Here is a 19,473-nt window from a genome sequence, read left to right on the forward strand (position 1 = left end):
ACAGGGTTATGTTTTCGTCGGAGGAATTAACGGGAGTATTTCAGCAGGGATGACAGGTTTAACGATGGAATTTCTGAACGGCCGTTTCTCTTGATCGCGCCAGTCTCCGGGCTTCGTTGCGGGCGATCATCTGTTCAATCGCATTCTTACGTGCCTGAGCTGCGCTGTATCCCGGACCGCTGCCGGGTTTACCCGCACTGGCATCACTCCAGCCCTGGATAGTGTCCTGAAGGGTACGGGTAGTCTGCTTACCGGCTCCTGCTACCAGTTTCCCGGCACCAAACGCCGCCGCGCCGATACCCACCGCCGCGAGCCCCTGCATAGACACGGTTGCACTGGCCCCGGCCAGCGCGCTGGCCAGTTTTGCGGAGAGGTAGACCAGTATTGCTGCGCAGATACCGGCCAGACAGACCTGTGCACCTAGTTCCACAATGTTGGATTGTGCAGACAGTTGTGTTGCAATATCTAACCGCGAGTTTAAATAATTGACGACAATGCGTAGCGACAACGCAGAAAACAGAACCGTTAATATGGCGGCGAACACATTTTGCAGCCAGTTGTTAAACATGGGGCGTAAAAAACCATACAGCAGACAAAATATAAATATGGGGGCGGTAATACTCAGCAGTAAAACCATGACTTCCGCGATCATTGAAATAAAGGCGGTGATAATCATTAAAACGAATATCCCGAGCCAGACATAAAATTGAGCCGTCATACCCTCATCTTTTATGTATGTTGAGTTATCCATGTCGTGTAACGTTTTACCCAATACCTTCGCTTTACCCCATAAGCTGTCCAGTAACTGCCAGATATTATCGCTGCCGGAAAATCCCTCCTTCAGGCCATTAATGGCATCAATAACCCCATCGAGATAACCGCTGACATTTGCCACAAAGGACAGGAGGATTGCCATCCTCATGATGTCCCACGTGACATCCTCCATTGGCGTGGACAACTTACCTGCCAGGGTCTGGTATCCACGCCACATGATATAGAGCGTGGCTGACGTTGCCGCCAGCCCCACCATCATGGAGGAGTATGACATCATCAGTCCCTTTGTGGCGTCAGTAACTCCTCCTATCAGGTGTTTTTCAACACCGATAAATACACCACCGGGCATATTAACCTCACTATGAGTTCAGATCGGGAGTGGGAGCATTTAACTGCTGAATTTGATAATGGGCTTCATTGGCGTTTTTACAGTTATCTGAGGCATCGCCGGTTTTTTGGCATTTTTCATACACCGCTTTTAGCTCATCGGGATGATCTTTGTACCACTGAGTAGTTTTGGCTTCTTCTTTGCAGCCACTGATGATAAATAATAAAGACAGGAAAGAGAGGGTTAATAAACGCATGTGAGACTCCTTTAGCCGTTTAAATCAGGGGTTGGCGCAGTTAACTGTTGCTGATTCCACTGTTTAATACGCACATCCTCCAGTACTTTTTCGCGCTTTTCTGCTGCCTTCACGCTCATTTCCCACTGGTCAGTGAGCGTGTTCAGCATCACTGATTTTAGCTGAATACTGTTGGCAAGGTCCTGAGACTCCTTTGAGTCTTTGGATAGTGCGATACGGTTCGAGAGGCCGTTAATCTCGCCCAGCGTCTGGCTGACCTGCTCCTGGATCTCGCCAGTCTGCTCAAACTGTATCGCTTTGTTGATGACCAACTGTTTGCAGGTATTGGCATAACTTCCTGACTGTTCCGCATTGCAGGTATCGAAAACCCGGTATTTCGCGTACAGCGCATCGAACTGTCCTGAGGTGCCGCCGGAAAGTAGCAGATCATTGAGTGTCTGGCCTGGCTTGCGCAGTTTTTCCAGATCCGCTTTCAGACTCTTCGCCTGATCCACAAAATCTGCAATATCCCGGACGCCGGTGGCCGTCGCTAACTGATTTTTATACGCCTGGATCTGGCTCTGGTAATGTTGTGCGGTCTGCATCCAGCGCTGCGCTTCTTTCAGCCATTCGAGCTCACGCAGCGGGTCAGCATCAACAAGGACCGGAATACCAGCGTGCGCCAGCGGGCTGGCAATGACGCACGCGAAAATCAGGGCATGAAAACGCCTTTTCATCATGGATCTCCCTTGGGTTATCAGAGTGCCTGAGCCAGGTAGGATTCCAGCCATTCATGGGGCTGCATCCCTTCGCGGTACAGGGAATCAAAGATTTCGAGATTGTCGGCGCTGCCGCTCATGACCCGGGTGTATCTGCCGATACCGGAGAGGTCGAGCGTCACGCGTGCAGCAAAACGTTTTGTGTCGCCACGCCTGAACTGATTTTTCACTACCACATACTGACGGGCCTGCGGATCCAGATTTTTCACCACATCGAACACTTCCGGTTCAAACTTCATCCCGTCAACATAGTGCGCCCGGTCCGCACTGGGGTTGGCTGCCAGGATCTGTGTTCCGCACTGCTCAATGATGGCGGGCGCAATCTCATCCCTGATGATCTCCGCCGGGGACTGGGTCCCCACAACCAGCATACCGTTGAGCTTACGGATGGTTTTCAGGCGGTTATAGGCGAAATCCTTAAAGATCGGATCCCGTAGCCATTTCCAGAACTCATCCATGAAGATAACCAGTCGTCGGCCGTCGAGCAGAGTGGTGATGCGGTACAGCAGGTAAAAGGAGATCGGCGCACAGACGTTTGCATCATCCAGAAACTCCGTGCCGTCAATGCCGAAGTTATCGCAGTGGCTGATATCGAAGGTGTCTGATGCGTTATCAAACACCCAGCCAAACTCGCCACCCTGCGCCCACTGCGACAGGCGAATATTCAGACCGTTCTCCTGCGCCTCCCGGGTGGCAGGCTCTGGCAGATTCTCCAGTAAACGGGTGATCCCATCGATGCGATACTGTGGTTCATTACTCATCACCGCCAGCACGGCGTCATTCAGACGGCGTTCATCACGGGGTGAGATGGTCGCGCCGTTGCGTGTACACAACAGTTTTATCAGTTGACTGATAAAACTGATATTGCGTTTCGTCGGTGGCAGAGAAAACGGGTTCCACCCCGTGGGTTCGCCATGTGTGATGCGGTAGTAACGGCCTCCCAGTGCCCGTATATTCATCTCCGCGCCCCGATCCTTGTCCAGATAAACGGTAGTCAGTCGTTTGGTTTTCGCATCGGGGGAAAAACTGTCCTTACGCCCGTATTTCTGCTGCATGTTTTCAAGGAAAGTCATCAGCATGGTTTTACCCGAACCGTTGGTGCCGAGAATGCAGGTACTGGCCGGGTTCTTCTCATTGAATTCGTCCTTGTCCGCCAGCGTGTTATGCAGGTTCAGATAGTAACCATCGCCTGAGGGAGTGCGCAGTAGGGCCATCGCATCCCCCCAGGGCGCGTTATCGCGCTTGCCGGGGTAAAAATTGTGCAGTGCGGCCAGCTCAACAAAATTCTGGCTGCTCAGTTCGCCCTTGCGAGGCCGCAGATGATAATTGCCGGGCAGTTGCGCCATAAACGCTGCTGAAAGTGAAAGCGCGGCGGGAACCGGTGTAATGCCGAGGTTGTTCAGGGCATTGCTGATTTCACTGGTATCGGCCACCAGATTGGCCAGCGAGTGGGAAAACACCATGATGGAGAAATGGTGTTTTCCATAAGCGATTTTCCCCGATGTCAGCAGATCAAGTGCCACATCCAAATCCAGTCGCTGGGAAACGGCATCATCATCTGCACTCATTAACAGACGGCGGGTGCGCTTGATGGCCTTGCGGGCCTCTTCGCGAGACATGCAGGTGTAGGATTGCGTAACCACATAATCGCAAGGGGCGTACAGCAGTGAATCCATTATCCCTGTTGCGGTCTCCTCCGGGAATTCCTTTACCTCCAGCCCCCGGAAATACTGTGTGCCGCTGGCGTGGTTTATCTGCCCGGACTCCCCGGAAAAGAACAGCGCCGCCGACCCCATCATCGAATACGCCGGAGCGCGGGTGACGCGCACCTTGCGCCACTGGTGCGTCAGCAGGTACTCATAAAAGGATAACTGGGAGGAGAATACCGCGTGATCTTCGGTGAACGTGCCAAGAGAACGTGCGGCGTAGCGTGACAGTGCGGTATCGAGCGAACCTTTGATTTCCAGCATTTCCCGCAGCGCAGCGTCAAGCTCTTTCAGCTTCTGGCCGTCATTCATGCGTCTGCGCCCGGCCTTTTCCAGGCTGACAAACGGACGGTAACAGACGGTCAGGAACAGGCGGTTACGGCGAAACGGATCCGCCGCCAGCGAGGCATAATACAGACGGCTGATTTCATCGGCGTAAGGATTGCCGGACGCTTTATGCAGGGAATCGGTAAACGGCTCCCGCACGTTATGGATATAAAAGGTGACCGGCATCCCCTCGAATGAGCGGATGAGTCCGTGCAACTGGTTGCAGTCAATACTGAGGGTTTCTTCTGATTCGCAATCGAACGGGGTCCCCGTCAGTTCCCAGGTGCAGTAGAGATCACTGTGTGGTGAGCGAACAACATGCTGATGAATATGCGATGAATACGGAAAGTACTTCCTGAGCGTGGCACACTGATTCAGTTTCATAGCGTTGAGAAACTCCGCGATATCAACAGCATCATGCTCAACGGGCATAAATACTGTTGCACCAAACAGACGGTTTGCTGCCGGTTTTCCTCTTGCCCTGAGCCAGACGGCAATCAGGCTGAACCGCATGGGCTCATTCCGGGTGACGGATTTCATCACCAGAAATTCAACCGGGAGCAGGGCAAGGAAAGCGACAGAAGTCCAGACAGCGACGATGATGGTGATACCGGTGACGCCCAGCAGGGGCACCATCGGCACCCCCCACAGTGCCGCCGGGCGTTTCATTGCTTTGAGCAGCTTTGCCATAGACGACCTCTCAGCTCATCAGCAGCGCGCCGATCTCACTGCCCCCGCCAATCAGGATCCCGCCGATGATGATGTAGGCGCACTGGGACAGGCTTTCGCCTTTCCAGAGGGTCTTGTAACCCACCCAGATCACGGCCACGGTGATGGTGATGGCCGCCAGACCATGAAGGCCGGTGGAGACCTTTTCCATCACGGTATTTGCGCGAGTGAAACCATCGGCAAAGGCCGGGGTTGTAGAAAAAACCATGAGCACACCTACGGAAACAGCACTGACAGCGGTCTTTAGCTTGCGAAAAAGTGTCATTATTCTTCCTCACGGGGTGACTGAGAGAGGCTCCGGCGCACTGACGGCGCGGAGGTCTGTGCGATGGCGATTTTCCCCCGACGGAGTTTTGCGGGGACGCCCCGGACAACGGTCCCCGGCCAGATCACACGGGGAGGGGATGGCTTATCAGCAGGAATGGCTTCGAGGGGAGTCAGAGTTGTGGATTTATCCTCGCGGGTGCCCGGTACGGCATAACGGGGAGAAGCTGAAACATAACCCACCCGCTGCAGATAGCTGGTCCCTGAAAAAGCCGCTTCCGGCTGTTGTCCGGTATGGAAATTGCCGGAGTAATAGCAACTCAACGCTCTTTTCAGGGAACCGCCACGTTGGTAGCAGTCGCTGAGAATGCTTTCAAAAACTGACAAATTGGTACAGGGATCAAGCAGGTCAGAGGCCGTCACGCCGTAATGATGGAAATTGGTGCTGGTGATTTGCATCAGTCCCACAGAGTAACGGCGTCCCTGTGCCATAAGGCGGCGAATAATATGCTCAGCTTTGTCCCGGCTGGCGGGCTGATGGGAGATAACATTGTTATCTCCGAGGGCGCGAGTGGCCTTCGGGATAATTTCGGCGATGGCATAAGGGTTAAAACCGGATTCCACCCGTGCCACGTCGAGTGCAGTGGACGGATGAATGCTGGCGGCACACTGCATGGCCGCCGCCAGAAAGGCAGTGGTGGAAAGCATGATGGCCCCGGAATTGAATGAAGGCAACGTGCACAGTCAGTTGACCCGGCACGCTGCGGAGTAAGGAGTAATAAAGAAGGGTTAAAGCGCCGTTTCGCCGGGCTCCGCACTCTGTGGAAGATTGCTATCCTCCCGTGGCTCAAGCAGGACCAGTTTGCCGGAAACCGCAATACCGGGTGTCAGGACAATATTCAGGCCGGGTTTGCCGTTATGGGCAAATGCCACACCAACCCTGGTCCAGTAAGTGTTTTTTTCGCCCTGCATATCAGGCGGGCCTTCCTGGGTGACAAATACGTGGTAGATGGGTTTTCTCATGAATTATCCTCTCATCAGAACTACAACGAATGAAATAAACGAGTCACATCCCGATTCTGCATTCCGGTTTTAACGGGTCAGCGAGAACATTCAGCGGCACCCTGAATTGTGGTTTTGTGACAGCCCGTTCCGTATTATTAAAGAGCAATACCCGGCCCGGACGAATTAACGTCCATCAGGGCAACCATTCTGTAATGGCGTGTTCAGCATGAGTGATCTGGATCGAGTCATGAACGATAAACTCAAAACAAAAATGAAAGAGTTAATCGGATGGATAAATAAAGAAAGGGGGGGGCAGGAAAGGAAGTGGAAGTAAATTATGGGGGGTTATTTTTATTTTCTGATACAGATAAAGACGTATGAGAGTTTATTACTCATACGTCTTTTGGCTCACATTTAACACCGACGGCGTTCAAGTTTATCCTGACATTCCGTACAGGTTGTTACGCCCGGTAGTGCTTGCCGTCGTTTTTCAGGAATAGGTTTACCGCATAAACGGCAGTGGAATAATGATGGTGTTGTTCCTGGTTTGAAACGGCTCTGTTCAATCATCTCTTCCAGTCGTTGTTCATTGAACTCCTGATCGCGGTCGATCTCATCCGGCATGTGATGCCCTCCTGTTGGCGGCTTCCTTTTCGCAGAGTGTAATGCGCTTCCAGACTGTGGTGAGAGACAGTCTTTGGAACCTTGGTAGCAGGACTTCAGTTATCTGCATCATGGCCATCAGCGCATCTGGCGACTCCAAGTTTTCCACCCGGCGTTGTTGCCATTGCCGCCAGATAGAAGCATCCGTCTTCTCATCCGGTTCAGGCGTCCGGCCATACGGCACGCTGACACCCAGTAACCGACGGCGAAGGCAGACGTCATTAGACGTCAGGCCAAAAAACTGGTTGAGCAATGCGATAGAACCACCCAAGCGGATGGCCTTGTTAATCTGCTGATGTCGCAGGTATTCCTGGTGAGCCTGCGCCAGTAAATGATGCAAAACATCATGACGGACTGTGACCGCAATAAAAGGAGCTGCCATCCGGCTGACGGCAAAGAGTTCATCAAGTGATAGCTGACTGAGCGCATTCATTTCGTCGAAAGTAAATCCCAGTAATTCGCAGTAACGAATATTCCCTTCATGCAAAGCGCGCAAAGCATCTGTCAGAATGGTGTAATTAACTGATGGGATCATCATATTATCTCCTCACTCTGTAGTTCGGGAAGATGGTAAAACAGACAGGTGTCTTCAACTGGCTTCTCGCCCGGCTAATTTAAGGTTGATCCATTCATCAATTTCCGATTCGAGCCATGCCACACTTGCCGGTCCAATTTTTATAGACCGTGGGAACGAACCACTTTTCATATACAGGTAAATCTGGGAGCGTTTTAGGCCGGTTTTATCTTCGACCTGTTTTAAACGTAATAACTGATGTGATGTCATCGTATTCTCCTGTTGTGGAATAACTGGTATATGTCCAGAGAAAATAAAAAAACACAGCAGAAAACTTAGGGGAAGTCGAGGACCCCTTATTACGGACGGGAAGGCCCTTAGTACGGTTTTGTAGTAAAATAAATACGTCGTTAGTTGGATAATGATGTGGTGAAGGGGGATGCTGCAGGGCAGTTTCCAGCGTGTCGCTGTTGCAACGGCGTTATGGTTTAGCGTGATTATGAAGAGAATAAAAAGATGCGGTTAAATACATTCATTGCGAATTTCAGTCAGGGGGGCGTTACCACTCTGGTAGCAATACGCTATGAAGCATGGTCATAGAAGTGTTCTGTGTGGTCAAAACATATATGCTCAACTACTTCCTTGACACAATGCTAAATTGATTGTGCTTCCCGATCATGTATAGACCGATCCAGCAGATATAATACTGTCCTTTGATTCTTGTTATCGTTAAGGCGGCTGAGGCAATATGGTCCTGGCTGGAGGTTCCATGTGGTAAAGATTCTGTGGTGCGGTACCCCGCACAGGGAGACGGATACGTCAGGATGCTGCATACGGCTCTATGACTCACCTCTGGTTTCTTGGATAACCTGATGTCGCTAAATATCGGTTAAGTATGCGCTTGTTTTCCGTTCGGCAAAATAGTGCGCGGGTGTACTGCCCATTGTTTTTTTGAACATGGTGATAAACGCATTAACCGATTCATACCCCAGATTAGCTGCAACATTCTGAACCGAAACGCCGCTAGCCAGTTCCTGGAGAGCAATTATCAGTTGCAGTTGCTGACGCCAGCGTCCGAACGTCAACCCGGTTTCGCGCAGCATTAAACGCGCTAGAGAACGCTCGCTAAGCGCCAGTCTTTTTGCCCATGCTTTGAATGTGCTTCTGTCATCAGGTTGACTGACCAGAGCATCGGCCATGGCGCGGATTTTAGGATGCGACGACACAGGGAGGCTCAGTTTCTGCTGAGGCATGGTGGCTAATTCATCGAGTGTTACTCTGGTCAGTCTGGCGGGATGGCTTTCCGGTGGATATTCGACGCCCTCGCGGGTTAAACGGGCAACAAGTTCTTTAATCAGACTGGAAATTGCCAGAGTACAGCATCGCTCCGGCAGCGCGACAGCTCCGGGTTCGATAAACAGATAGTTGAGATGCGCATTCCAAGTAGCTTTGGCGCTGTGCGGCACTCCCCCAGGGATCCAGACGGCACAATCAGGCGGCACGATCCAGATATCATTTTCGGCGCGACAAATGACCGCCCCATAGAGGGCAATAATCAATTGCCCTTTGCGGTGCGTATGCACAGGCACTTCGGCCGCGTAATCGACAAAATCCAAATGACGCGCGACTGCGGGGCAGGGGGTGGCATCCGGATCAAACAGCGTATTGGCGAGTGGGGGTAACATAGATTGGCAACATTTAGGTATTTTTTGACAGAATAGAGTATTTAAGTGGATATGCAAGCCGGTAATAATTTCCGGCATGAAAAAAATTAACGCGAGTTACTTTCATTTTTTACACACGATATGCCAACGTCTTCGCGGTATGGCTTCTCCTTCACTACTGAATGATGCGAACGCTCTGCTCTATTCCGCGAAGAGTTTTGCCGCAGCGATGCTCGCATACTACATTGCACTGTCAATTGGCCTGGAGCGGCCTTCTTGGGCAATTATCACCGTGTATATTGTTTCCCAAACCTCCGTCGGAGCGTCGCTGAGCAGAAGTCTGTATCGTCTGGTGGGAACGGTAGTCGGCGCGGGCATAACGGTATTAATTGTACCTGCTTTTGTGAATATGCCGTTATTTTTCAGTGTGATACTGACGGGCTGGATCACCTTCTGCCTCTATTTATCTTTGCTGGAACGCACGCCCCGCGCCTATGGTTTTGTTCTGGCTGGTTACACTGCGAGTCTGATTGGCTTCCCTGCGGTATCCGATCCTGGTGCGATTTTTAACATCGCTATTGTTCGGGTACAGGAAATCATGATCGGTATCTTCTGCGCGGCACTTATTCATCGCTATGTATTGCCCGCGCGCATAACGGGCCAGTTCAACAGTAAATTGTCGCAGACGCTGCTCTCGGCGCGACAGCGTGTCGCAGATACTTTAGCAGGCAAACCCGACGCTGTTTCCGGGCCGCTGCATATGGCACTGGCATTACAGTTCCTGCAGGGTATCAGCCATCATATCCCTTATGATTTTGCGTTCTCTGTACCGGTCCGGCAAGCGAGAAAAAGGCTTCATGATCGGCTTGCCCGATTAGTCATTGTTAACTGTGAGTTACGCGACCGTTTAGCTCTGATAGCGACGATACCTGTAGATGTGCAAATTCTGCTGGGTGATGTTGAGGTCTGGCTGGCCTGCAAAGATGAAGGAAAATTCAAAAGCGAGGGTGAAGCGCTCAAAAAAAGGAGTGAAAAATTACTACAGCGCTATTCAGTGTATGAGCTGACGTTTGAAGAAGCGCTGCGTGTAAGTTTTATGCGCTACCTGTTAGAGGCCATTGTCCTTGTGCAGCAGTGCTATCGTCTTTCGGATGCCATTCATCACGCGAAACAGACGCCTGCGCACTCGGAAAAGAATACCGTGAAAGGATATGTATTCCACCGCGATCCTCTTACTGCTGCCCGCACCGCACTGGGCGCTTTCGCCATCATTATGAGCGGCTGTCTGGTGTGGATTTTCTCGGCATGGCCTGATGGTGGTACGGCGGTTTCTATCCTTGGCGTTTGTTGCACACTGTTTGGCAGCTTCGATACGCCTGCCCCGCATATTGTTAAGTACATTATCGGCTCCTTCTGGGGCGTTGTGATAAGCCTGATCTACAGCTTCGTTCTACTACCACAAGTCAGTGATTTTATCGTGCTGGTAACGGTTTTAGCTCCGGTATATCTGCTGGCCGGATCGCTCCAGGCCAGACCGCCTACCACGTTTATGGCTATGGGGATCACACTGACGCTGCCTATTTTGTGCGAGCTGGGTGCCCACTACAGCGGGGATTTTGCCGTGGCGGTGAATACCTCTATCGCACTATTTTTTGCTACTGGTTTTGCAGTGCTCGGCATGAGCCTACTGCAAACTGTGCAGGCTGATTCGGCGATAAAACGGCTGCTTCAATTATGCCAGCGAGATATTAACCGCAGCGTGGAAGGTAAGCTGAATACAGACGAAACCCTCTGGACCAACCTTATGATCGATCGGGCAGCGTTGATACTGCCGCGATTGCAGCGCAGCGGACAGTCACCGGAACGGGCACATCATTTGTTGTACGCCCTGCGTATAGGGCTGTGTGTAATGCGATTACGCCGATGTGATGCGCATGCGAACAAAGAAATAAAAGAAGTGCTCACTCTTCTTACATACTCGACAGATATTGACACCTTACTTCAACGGATCGCCAGTCTGACTGAGCGCAGCTTGAGCGTAACAGATGAACTATCGCGGCATTATGTTGATCAACTGGTTGATCTTTACTGCGCATTAAGCGTTCAGAAAATGGAGCCTGCTAATGATCAATGATTTCAATATTGAGGGCGTTTTTGTACCCGGTCTGCTGGTAATTGCCCTCGTTGCACTTACCTGTACACTATTTCTCGTACATCTTTTCTCTTTCAGCAAAGGTTACCGCCGCTTGCCCTTTAGACCGATGATCGATTTTTCCGTCTTCATTATTACTTTTTACCTGCTGTTGCAGGGACTGACCGAACTGGGGTTTTTTAAATGAAATCGTTACTTTCTCTACTGGGCCGCTACGTGCTGACGTTCAGCGCTGTGGCGGTGGCTACGCTTTTGGCTTTTATTCTCTGGAAACATTATGCGCAAACCCCTTGGACCCGCGATGGTCGGGTTCGTGCGGATGTGGTACAGATTGCGCCGAATGTCTCCGGACCGTTGCTGAATGTGTCCGTCCGCGATAATCAGTGGGTTAATCGGGGCGATGTGCTCTATTCCATCGACCCGCACTGGTTGAGGTTGGCAGTGGACAGCGCACAGGCAGATGTTGAGGCGAAACGTCATGAAATGCTGATGCGCCAGGATGCGGCGAGGCGACGCTCTCAGATTAAAGGGGTGATTTCCAGCGAGGATTTACAGCAAACAGCCAGCGCAGCCAGCGTCGCTGCGGCCAATTACCACGGTGCACTGGCTGCGCTGGACCTTGCAGAGCTTAACTTATCGCATGCTATTGTTCGGTCTCCGGTTGCGGGCTATGTCACACATTTGCGGCTTCGCCCTGGCGACTATGCCACAGTGGGAGAAACTAAAGTTGCCATCATTGATGCCCATAGTTTTTGGGTGGTTGGCTATTTTGAAGAGACTAAGTTGCAACATATCCGCACGGGAAATACTGCACACATAACGCTGATGGGATTTAAGCCGGTGATCACGGGTCATGTTGAGAGTATCGGACGCGGAATAGATGATAACAATGACGAGACCGGGGGGCTTGGCCTGCCTAATGTCGAGCCAACCTTTAGCTGGGTGCGGCTCGCGCAGCGTATCCCGGTTCGGATTCATATTGACAGATTGCCGGATGGAGTTGAATTGGTGGCTGGACTGTCTGCGAGTATATCCATCACACCATAATAAAAAGTATGGTCTCTATTGAGGATTTATGCAGAACTTATGGATTGTCAGTTCTTGATCTAACTGCCTGATGAGAATGTATTTCTGGTAGAGTAACTATGAGGTTTCGGTTATGAAAAACAGAAAATATTTTGTAAATGACTTAATTATTTGGATAAACAATAATATCGAGATGCCACTAAAAATTGATGATGTGGCTATCAAATCCGGATATTCAAAATGGCATTTGCAGAGAGTGTTTTTATCTGAAACCGGTCAGAGTCTAGGAGGTTTCATCAGAGAGAAAAAATTATGTCTTATTTTAGATGCTATTATCACAACAAATGAACCTTTGATAAACATAGCGATGCGATTTGGCTTTGACTCTCAGCAATCATTAACTAGGGCATTCCGAAAAAGATATAATGTCCCACCACACCGGTATAGGAAAAATGCCGTCAATATTAAAAATAACTCTTCCTGGGGGTAAGGTAATTACCCGTATCATAAGGATGAGTTTTTAAATCCTTAGTAAGCATCTGGATTATGGGCGGGGTTCATCTTGTAATAATGGTCTTAGTACCTCTGTTATAGATTTTTGAAGAAAATAAAAATTCTCATTTATTTCATTGTGAATGAACTTAAGGCTTTCTGTGCAATATGTTTTTTCATGCTTTTGCATGTGTAAGGTATCGGTTAGTACAGTCGGATTCATTAATTGGAATATAATTACGAACCCATGCATGTATTTAATAGTTGGATGAGCTAAAGTTAATCTATTTTGTGGATTTTGGATTCGATCGAACCTATGCAGGTCGGCTAAATCCTCCTTGAATAAGGAGTGGCTTTTATGTATGTGTGGGGTTGTGAGCATTTAAGTACTATTTTGTTTTTACATTTCTAATGCTTGGTAATTGATGATATGTATTTATACCCGTAATGCAGAAATATAATATCCCTTGAGGTGACAAGGAAAAAGGAGTCAAAAAAACTAATTATGTCCGTATTACTGATTTTAGAGTCCTTAATACGGACATTTAGGTTTGGTAAAATTCACTTGCGTCAATCCGACATTGATGTGGGGGAACCGCGTACGAGTGCAGTTTTTAACGTATCACCACTGAGCCTGTCGGTAATGCCTTCGTCAGATGCCCATTGTTCGAAAATAGATAGTAGTTTGTACGGTTTACTAATTAATGGACGGATGACTTCATTGTTTTTACAGGCCAGCCAGAAAAAACGAGATAGTGGTGTTGATATTCGCGTTGCAGATAATGGGGGCACTCTGCTATTGGTTATGATGTCAATGACTTTATCAAGTTCAGCATGTCGAATAACAAACCAGGCATCCCGAGGTAAAATATGAGCCGGGAAATACTCTTTCCCCAGGTAATTATTTATCCTCTTTGAGAATATCTCTTTATGTACATATGGTGAAATGTTTTTAGGGAGTTGCATAATTTTTTGTGTTATTCTTTCTTCCCATGTCATTTTATCGAATAGTTGAAATGGTTCTCCTTGTAAGCTAACTGTTATGCCATGATTAAAATCAATAGCTCCTGTTACAGGTAATGGTATTTTAAGGGATTGGGCAAGTAATTTTTGTACTAGAACATATTCATATCCAATCAATAGAGTGTCAATAACTCTCTCTGTGGGAATGATATATTTGCCAGTAGTGCTAACAATAAAATTATGTCCTTCAATAAACGCTTTTTTGTCAAGAAGGCATAAACGATTTATTGATGACATATCACATGCTCTGAGCCTTACTTTGTAGCCCGACCTCTGTATTTTTCGTAATGTAATTGGCGACTGAAAGTAAATAGAGAGATGAATGCTGCCATGTAATGCATGCCTGTAAATGTCACTTTTTTTTAATTTTCAGTCCTTTTTTATTTATCACTTCGACTGCTTCACGGATAGTCAGCCAGTCAGGCGAACTATAGTTTGTATTTGATAGTGTTTGTTTTTTTGACATAGTGGTTTGCCTCTATTTCTATTTTTTAAAAAAATACCATGAATTTTCCAGTGAAATTAATTTCATGGTGCGGGATCTATTACGTTATAATATTTGGATTATATTGACGCGGGGGCTTCTTGGCGTTTCAGTCCCCCATATCCGGCCTCATATTTCGCAGTGATTGAAAAGAAGAAAAAATATCAGGTTAAACTAATTCAATTCTCAAACATTATTTAAGTTGAATGGAAGACATTACATAAATCTGTCTGCTCCGCCTGATGCTTCAATTGTCTGTCCAGTAACAAACTGATTCCTCCCAGAAAGTAGGAACGCAGCAATTGCAGCAATATCTTCAGGAAGTCCAAAGCGGCCCACAGGCGTTTTCTCTTTACCCAGTAATGCCATTACCTCTTCGTCTGTTCTGTCAGCCAGTTCAGGACGACGATTGCGAACATTCGGTAGCATGTTCTGCGCCCAGTTATCCGTCGCGACAGCACCCACTCCGATCGCATTGACCAGAATGCCATCCGGAGCCACGCTAAGTGCTAAACTACGGGTCAGGTTGTTGATAGCGGCGCTCAGTGCGTGTGAGACGGTAAGTTGCGGATTAGGGTAGATACCGCCAATGGATGAGATATTGACAATACGCCCCCAGTTTCGTCTCTGCATCCCGGGGATGATTACCTTACAAAAACGTCGCATGGCGGAGAATTTGGTCTCAGTCATTATCTGCCAGTCTTCTTCCGAAGTGGTTAACAGCGTTCCCGTATGTGCTCTTCCGGCATTATTTACCAGTAAATCAATACGCTGAAAAACCTTTTCCACTTGTTCAACCACCAGGGAAGGGAGTTTGGGATCAGTCACATCCCCGGCAACAGGCAGCACCGAAACACCGTATTTCTCTGATATTTTTTTCGCAGCCAGAATCAGCTCAGGTTCTCGTCTGGCCACCATGACTAAATGCACACCATTCACGGCCAGTTCTTCACAAATGCTGAAACCAATTCCTGTTCGGGCTCCGGTTACCAGAGCCACTTTTCCAGTCAGTTTTAAATCCATTTGCTGCTCCTCAAGTTAAGCACAGTTAATAACATGAGCAGTATTAGTAACAAATCTCTTTTTCAGGAGCTTGTGCATCAGAATTCAGACGTCTGAAAAAAGCGGTCAAAGAGTTGGGATTTCCGTCTGCTTATACTCCAGACGATATTGAGTTTAGAGCCAGGAGTGGTCAATGCGAACGGACAATCATGAGCTTTCTTCTGCCAGGATTCTTATGCTGGCGATTATTTGCTGTATTGTTGTAGCTAATATTTATTTTAATCAATCTGTCCTGAATTTAATTGCCGGATCCTTTCCCAATGAATGGGGGGCTGTTTCTTTGATCCCCATGGGTACCCAGTTAGGCTATGCGGTGGGCTTATTCTTTCTGATCCCACTGGGCGATTATATTGAACGTCAGCGGCTTATCCTGCGTCAAGCGCAGGTGCTTTTCCTGGCACTGATCGGCATGATGTTATCGCCAACGGCGACAGTGTTGGTGTTCTTCTCCTTCCTTACCGGGATGGCTGCAACAGTAGCCCAACAGGTAGTGCCGCTTGCCGCCTCGCTCTCCAGAACTTCTGCACGAGGTAAAACCGTGGGTACGGTGATGAGCGGTGTCTTGGCAGGTATCCTTGCTGGCCGGGCTATCGGAGGCCTTATTGGTCAGTATTTCGGCTGGCGCGGTGTCTTTTTGTCCGGCGCGATGATGACATTGCTGGCTATATTTTTCATCTTGCGCATTTTGCCTGCTCAGTCGTTGCCAACGCCAAAGTTTAACTATCTGGCGGTATTACGTTCATTAGGACAGCTGTGGAAAAGCGAGCCGCAGGTGCGTGGTGCAACTCTTACACAAGCAATGCTGTTTGCCTCCTTCAGCGTGCTGTGGACCGTGCTCCCTTTCTGGTTAGCTCATCGCTACGATTACGGTGCAGGGGTAACCGGAACCCTAGCTGCTTTGGGGTTAATCGGTATTCTGTGCGCGCCTCTGGCGGGAAGTTTCAGCGATCGTCAGGGACCATTCCGAATGGTTGTTTTTGGTGTGATACTCATGCTGCTGGCTTGGGCTGTTTTTTGGAGATGGAACAGTATGGCGGGTATGGTGGTGGGCATTCTACTACTGGATGCGGGTGAACAATGTGTACTAATAGCTAATCAGCACACGATTTACTCTTTGCGTCCGGATGCCAGAAACCGCCTTAATACACTATTTATGTGCGTTATGTTTATTGGCGGAGCATGTGGCTCACTAACTGCCACCTGGATATGGGAGACAACTCATAACTGGGCGCTGATTTCTACAGCGGGGGCAGGGCTCGTGATCTTGGGGATGTTAATAACCGTGAGACGTAAATATTCAGGTCTCCATTCGGGCACATAGTGCCATAGCATTTCTTACATCCGCCGCCCTATCTGAGACATCAACATCATGTAAAGCGTCCTGTATCAATTGTTTAGCAGCCCATTTTTCCCCGGCTTCAGCCTGCAATGTCGCCAATGAATAAGCAATACGGAGGGCCCAGCCAGGAGCCTGTTGCTGGTGCGCTTTGTCTAGGGCCTGCTCCAACAGCAGGCGTTGCTCCTGAGGAGGTAATTGAGTGGCAGAAAGACGCATCAGCTCAGGCGTGCACCAGTTTTCATGATCCTGGCGGGCGGTTCTCAGCGATAACCCGGTATCAATTTCTGACAACAAGGGGGAATATTGCCAGTCTAATCCCATCGCCCGCAACGAGCTAAACAGTGTGGTCTGACTAACATCGGTATGACTGAACTGTTTGGCCCAAACAAGAAACAGCTCGCCGTATGTCTTCCAGAAATACAAATCATGCCTTTCTGCCAGATGAATAAGCCAGTTTGCGGCCCTTATAACCCAACGTGGATTACGATCCAGTGCCGCTGTCATACAAGCGCCTTCAGCCAGTGCACAGCAAAGAGAACAGACATGCTGCAAACGAGCGGCTTTTTTAACACCGCGCCATGCCATCTGTTTCGCGGCCTTATACTCACCCTGTAACCATAGTAAACGAGACAGAAAGGCCTGACCGGCGGTCTCTTGATCAAGACCAAAACGGAAAGAGTGACTTAATTCGCCATGTTCATACCAGTCAAGAGATTGCTGGAGATAATCACGCCCGACATAATGACGTCCCAAAAAATGCAGGGATACACCGAGAATACGCAGCCCGGTTGCCATCGCCTCCTCGTCACTAATGGACCGTGCTAGCTCGCACATAGATTGCGCATGCTCAAGCGCTTTATCCAGCTCGCCAGTACGGAGATAATACAACCATAATCCGTAATGAGCCTGTAAACGTATTTCTTTGTCGTCGAGCTTTTCTGCAAGTGCAAGCGCGGTTTTCCAGGCTGAATGTGTTTCAGGCGTAGGGCCTTTTGCCCAGGTTGACGCCTTACCTGCTACAGCGCTGAGATTCATTCTCTGGTGTAGCGTTAATACTACTCGAGAAGTATTTTCATAAAGCAGAGGATAGATATAGCGCTGACATTCATCGTAGAGTGAATATTCAATCCAAAAAGGGGTCATCTCTTGTAAGATCTCAAGCCCCTTAGAGGGATCGGCTCCCTCAGTCAACGTTTGCTGTAATACACTCCGCAAATCATTAAGCATATGGCTATAACGTTCACGCCACTGTCCCGTTGGCAGCATAAACCAATCACCTCGGGCCTCTTCTACCAGATCTTTATAATAACCGGCAAAACGGGCCTCAAGACCAGTATATTCACCCTGTTGCCTGAGTTTATCGCCTGCGAACTGGCGCATGGTTTCCAGCAGGCGGAAACGGGTCTCTGGTACCTGAGTACTGACCTGAATCAGGGATAAAGACAGCAATCTTTGCAGATCGTCAACAACCTGCCAGCGATGCTTGTCTTTAATCAGCAGAAAGTCGCTTACTGATTTCACACTGAACATATCGGTATAGATCCCCAGAGAGCAAAATAATCTTTGTTCACGTGTGTTGAGTAACTGATAAGTCCACTCCAGCGTGGTCAGTATTTTCTGATGTCTGGGCACCAGAGAGCTGTGCGTATTGCTCAATAGCTGGAAACGGTCTTCCAGTCGGCTATAGATCTCTTTGACACTCATGACTGGCAGACGGGAGGCCGCAAGTTCAATCGCCAACGGCAGACCGTCAAGATGACGGCATAACTCGCCAATCAACGACAGTTCGCTGGCTGATGGATGGAAATTATGTCGGTTGGCCTGCCCGCGTTCGATAAAGAGGCGGACACTGTCAAAAGTCAGTAACTCGTGGGTATCAGCCTCTTCGCTCTCAGGAACTTGTAATGGCGGTAATAGATATTGTTGCTCGCCGGCAACCTGTAACGCTACCTGGCTGGTCAACAACAGTTTTATATGGGGAGCCAGGTGCAGGAGAAACGTAATAACTGGTTCCAGTTCACTAATTACATGTTCACAGTTATCAATCAGCAGTAAACATCGACGCCGTGCAAGCTGTTGCCGTAAATCGGCATCATTATGAATGGCAGCTAATGGAAGATGGAGCGCTTGTGAAATAACAGATAGCAAGCTGGATGCTTCGGTGATATGCGCCAGTTCAGCCACACATATTCCATCAGGAAAATGCGAGTGTGTAAGGCTGACGACTTCCCATGCCAAACGAGTCTTACCCACGCCCCCTGAGCCTGTAATCGTCACCAGACGGTATTGATCCAATAAGGCGCATAATTCCTGCACAGCTTTATCACGCCCCAGAATCGACGCTAGAAAAGGGGTAACAGCGGGCTCAGGTATTTCTGATTTAGAGAGCGGTTCAGTTGGCAGTTTATTGATATTAAAGCGATAACCACAACCAAATTCAGTAATCAGTAGATGGCGGTCATGATCCAGTATGCGGCGTATAGCTGAAATTTGTGCCTGAAGATTATTTTCTTCGACAATTTCATTTCCCCACACTTGAGTAAGTAAAGATTCTTTACTTACCGCTTTACCTCCAGCACTCGCCAGAACAACCAGAACGTCAAAAGCTCTGGCAGAAATTCTTACTGGCTTACCCCGATGTAACAGAATCCTTAGCTGTGGCCAGATTTGCCAGTCAGCAAAGTGAATCTCATCAATTGATATCATAGTGTTGAGATCTTCTGTTTTGAGCATCACGAACTCTCGCTATGGAGTAAGCCATTTCTAACGAAAGCGGTTATCAGAATCAGGCTACATGTTGAATGTGTTGCATCGGAGTATCACTATTCAATACCACTTTTACCGTTAATGATTATAAAGCCAATAGTGCTATGTGGCATAGCTTTGCGATCAAACTGGTGATGAAAA

General features: G+C 48.8%; 18 protein-coding genes and 1 pseudogene. 5 read left to right on the forward strand and 14 right to left on the reverse strand.

From position 1 onward, the window contains the following. Window positions 1-58 precede the first annotated feature (58 nt). From J5067_RS01405 to J5067_RS01455, 11 genes are all read right to left on the reverse strand, one after another. Complete coding sequence (locus tag J5067_RS01405) at window positions 59-1,123, reverse strand: type IV secretion system protein (RefSeq protein ID WP_261867613.1); 1,065 nt, start codon at window positions 1,121-1,123, stop codon at window positions 59-61. A gap of 10 nt (window positions 1,124-1,133) precedes the next feature. Continuing rightward, complete coding sequence (locus J5067_RS01410; protein WP_039356896.1) at window positions 1,134-1,358, reverse strand: EexN family lipoprotein; 225 nt, start codon at window positions 1,356-1,358, stop codon at window positions 1,134-1,136. A gap of 11 nt (window positions 1,359-1,369) precedes the next feature. Next, window positions 1,370-2,074, reverse strand: coding sequence for a type IV secretion system protein (locus J5067_RS01415; RefSeq protein ID WP_264650822.1), 705 nt, complete (start codon window positions 2,072-2,074; stop codon window positions 1,370-1,372). A 20-nt stretch (window positions 2,075-2,094) separates the two neighbouring features. Beyond that, window positions 2,095-4,839 carry a VirB3 family type IV secretion system protein gene (locus tag J5067_RS01420; protein WP_264650254.1) on the reverse strand — a complete coding sequence of 915 codons (2,745 nt, stop codon included), beginning with the start codon at window positions 4,837-4,839 and terminating at the stop codon, window positions 2,095-2,097. A 10-nt stretch (window positions 4,840-4,849) separates the two neighbouring features. Continuing rightward, the gene (locus J5067_RS01425; protein ID WP_039356906.1) at window positions 4,850-5,143 is read right to left on the reverse strand and encodes a TrbC/VirB2 family protein; all 294 of its coding nucleotides are present in this window, start codon (window positions 5,141-5,143) and stop codon (window positions 4,850-4,852) included. Beyond that, entirely contained in the window at window positions 5,143-5,850 is a 708-nt protein-coding gene (locus tag J5067_RS01430) for a lytic transglycosylase domain-containing protein (protein WP_264650255.1), read from the reverse strand. Before J5067_RS01430 ends, J5067_RS01425 begins: the two co-directional genes overlap by 1 nt. An 81-nt stretch (window positions 5,851-5,931) precedes the next feature. Then, entirely contained in the window at window positions 5,932-6,165 is a 234-nt protein-coding gene (locus J5067_RS01435; protein ID WP_130633784.1) for a hypothetical protein, read from the reverse strand. A gap of 396 nt (window positions 6,166-6,561) precedes the next feature. Then, window positions 6,562-6,771, reverse strand: a complete 210-nt coding sequence (locus J5067_RS01440; RefSeq protein WP_048211278.1) for a TraR/DksA family transcriptional regulator — start codon at window positions 6,769-6,771, stop codon at window positions 6,562-6,564. Continuing rightward, window positions 6,761-7,345, reverse strand: a complete 585-nt coding sequence (locus tag J5067_RS01445) for a DUF2857 domain-containing protein (protein WP_181829591.1) — start codon at window positions 7,343-7,345, stop codon at window positions 6,761-6,763. The genes J5067_RS01440 and J5067_RS01445 overlap by 11 nt, the downstream gene beginning before the upstream one ends. Before the next feature lie 54 nt (window positions 7,346-7,399). Beyond that, window positions 7,400-7,594: an AlpA family transcriptional regulator gene (locus tag J5067_RS01450; protein ID WP_264627632.1), complete on the reverse strand. Its 195-nt coding sequence runs from the start codon at window positions 7,592-7,594 to the stop codon at window positions 7,400-7,402. 608 nt (window positions 7,595-8,202) lie between these two features. Further along, window positions 8,203-9,009: a helix-turn-helix domain-containing protein gene (locus J5067_RS01455; RefSeq protein ID WP_264627634.1), complete on the reverse strand. Its 807-nt coding sequence runs from the start codon at window positions 9,007-9,009 to the stop codon at window positions 8,203-8,205. A gap of 76 nt (window positions 9,010-9,085) precedes the next feature. Between J5067_RS01455 and J5067_RS01460 the strand changes: the two genes are divergently transcribed. From J5067_RS01460 to J5067_RS01475, 4 genes are all read left to right on the forward strand, one after another. Then, window positions 9,086-11,122: an FUSC family protein gene (locus J5067_RS01460; protein ID WP_264627631.1), complete on the forward strand. Its 2,037-nt coding sequence runs from the start codon at window positions 9,086-9,088 to the stop codon at window positions 11,120-11,122. Further along, window positions 11,112-11,327 carry a DUF1656 domain-containing protein gene (locus J5067_RS01465; RefSeq protein WP_048822680.1) on the forward strand — a complete coding sequence of 72 codons (216 nt, stop codon included), beginning with the start codon at window positions 11,112-11,114 and terminating at the stop codon, window positions 11,325-11,327. Before J5067_RS01460 ends, J5067_RS01465 begins: the two co-directional genes overlap by 11 nt. Beyond that, entirely contained in the window at window positions 11,324-12,187 is an 864-nt protein-coding gene (locus J5067_RS01470) for an HlyD family secretion protein (protein WP_264627555.1), read from the forward strand. The genes J5067_RS01465 and J5067_RS01470 overlap by 4 nt, the downstream gene beginning before the upstream one ends. A 112-nt stretch (window positions 12,188-12,299) precedes the next feature. Continuing rightward, a complete protein-coding gene (locus tag J5067_RS01475; protein ID WP_264627554.1) occupies window positions 12,300-12,656 on the forward strand; it encodes a helix-turn-helix domain-containing protein in 357 nt (118 codons plus the stop codon). Between the two features lie 572 nt (window positions 12,657-13,228). Here J5067_RS01475 and J5067_RS01480 read toward each other — a convergent pair. Both J5067_RS01480 and J5067_RS01485 read right to left on the reverse strand, forming a co-directional pair. After that, window positions 13,229-14,147 (reverse strand): annotated as a pseudogene (locus J5067_RS01480) (hypothetical protein). 234 nt (window positions 14,148-14,381) lie between these two features. Continuing rightward, window positions 14,382-15,188, reverse strand: a complete 807-nt coding sequence (locus J5067_RS01485) for an SDR family NAD(P)-dependent oxidoreductase (RefSeq protein ID WP_264650256.1) — start codon at window positions 15,186-15,188, stop codon at window positions 14,382-14,384. 172 nt (window positions 15,189-15,360) lie between these two features. Between J5067_RS01485 and J5067_RS01490 the strand changes: the two genes are divergently transcribed. Continuing rightward, window positions 15,361-16,548 (forward strand): MFS transporter, encoded by a 1,188-nt coding sequence (locus tag J5067_RS01490; RefSeq protein WP_264650257.1) that lies wholly within the window; start codon window positions 15,361-15,363, stop codon window positions 16,546-16,548. On the opposite strand, the gene J5067_RS01495 is transcribed toward J5067_RS01490, so the two are convergent. Continuing rightward, a complete protein-coding gene (locus tag J5067_RS01495) occupies window positions 16,525-19,299 on the reverse strand; it encodes a winged helix-turn-helix domain-containing protein (protein ID WP_264650258.1) in 2,775 nt (924 codons plus the stop codon). The genes J5067_RS01490 and J5067_RS01495 overlap by 24 nt on opposite strands. Between the last annotated feature and the right edge of the window lie 174 nt (window positions 19,300-19,473).

The organism is Candidatus Symbiopectobacterium sp. NZEC151, from assembly GCF_025962655.1.
GTDB lineage: Bacteria > Pseudomonadota > Gammaproteobacteria > Enterobacterales > Enterobacteriaceae > Symbiopectobacterium.

Bases quoted from the DNA above. Each gene is read 5' to 3' on its own strand.
- J5067_RS01405 (WP_261867613.1), bottom strand. From the start codon at position 1,123: ATGCCCGGTGGTGTATTTATCGGTGTTGAAAAACACCTGATAGGAGGA.
- J5067_RS01410 (WP_039356896.1), bottom strand. From the start codon at position 1,358: ATGCGTTTATTAACCCTCTCTTTCCTGTCTTTATTATTTATCATCAGT.
- J5067_RS01415 (WP_264650822.1), bottom strand. From the start codon at position 2,074: ATGAAAAGGCGTTTTCATGCCCTGATTTTCGCGTGCGTCATTGCCAGC.
- J5067_RS01420 (WP_264650254.1), bottom strand. From the start codon at position 4,839: ATGGCAAAGCTGCTCAAAGCAATGAAACGCCCGGCGGCACTGTGGGGG.
- J5067_RS01425 (WP_039356906.1), bottom strand. From the start codon at position 5,143: ATGACACTTTTTCGCAAGCTAAAGACCGCTGTCAGTGCTGTTTCCGTA.
- J5067_RS01430 (WP_264650255.1), bottom strand. From the start codon at position 5,850: ATGCTTTCCACCACTGCCTTTCTGGCGGCGGCCATGCAGTGTGCCGCC.
- J5067_RS01435 (WP_130633784.1), bottom strand. From the start codon at position 6,165: ATGAGAAAACCCATCTACCACGTATTTGTCACCCAGGAAGGCCCGCCT.
- J5067_RS01440 (WP_048211278.1), bottom strand. From the start codon at position 6,771: ATGCCGGATGAGATCGACCGCGATCAGGAGTTCAATGAACAACGACTG.
- J5067_RS01445 (WP_181829591.1), bottom strand. From the start codon at position 7,345: ATGATCCCATCAGTTAATTACACCATTCTGACAGATGCTTTGCGCGCT.
- J5067_RS01450 (WP_264627632.1), bottom strand. From the start codon at position 7,594: ATGACATCACATCAGTTATTACGTTTAAAACAGGTCGAAGATAAAACC.
- J5067_RS01455 (WP_264627634.1), bottom strand. From the start codon at position 9,009: ATGTTACCCCCACTCGCCAATACGCTGTTTGATCCGGATGCCACCCCC.
- J5067_RS01460 (WP_264627631.1), top strand. From the start codon at position 9,086: ATGAAAAAAATTAACGCGAGTTACTTTCATTTTTTACACACGATATGC.
- J5067_RS01465 (WP_048822680.1), top strand. From the start codon at position 11,112: ATGATCAATGATTTCAATATTGAGGGCGTTTTTGTACCCGGTCTGCTG.
- J5067_RS01470 (WP_264627555.1), top strand. From the start codon at position 11,324: ATGAAATCGTTACTTTCTCTACTGGGCCGCTACGTGCTGACGTTCAGC.
- J5067_RS01475 (WP_264627554.1), top strand. From the start codon at position 12,300: ATGAAAAACAGAAAATATTTTGTAAATGACTTAATTATTTGGATAAAC.
- J5067_RS01485 (WP_264650256.1), bottom strand. From the start codon at position 15,188: ATGGATTTAAAACTGACTGGAAAAGTGGCTCTGGTAACCGGAGCCCGA.
- J5067_RS01490 (WP_264650257.1), top strand. From the start codon at position 15,361: ATGCGAACGGACAATCATGAGCTTTCTTCTGCCAGGATTCTTATGCTG.
- J5067_RS01495 (WP_264650258.1), bottom strand. From the start codon at position 19,299: ATGCTCAAAACAGAAGATCTCAACACTATGATATCAATTGATGAGATT.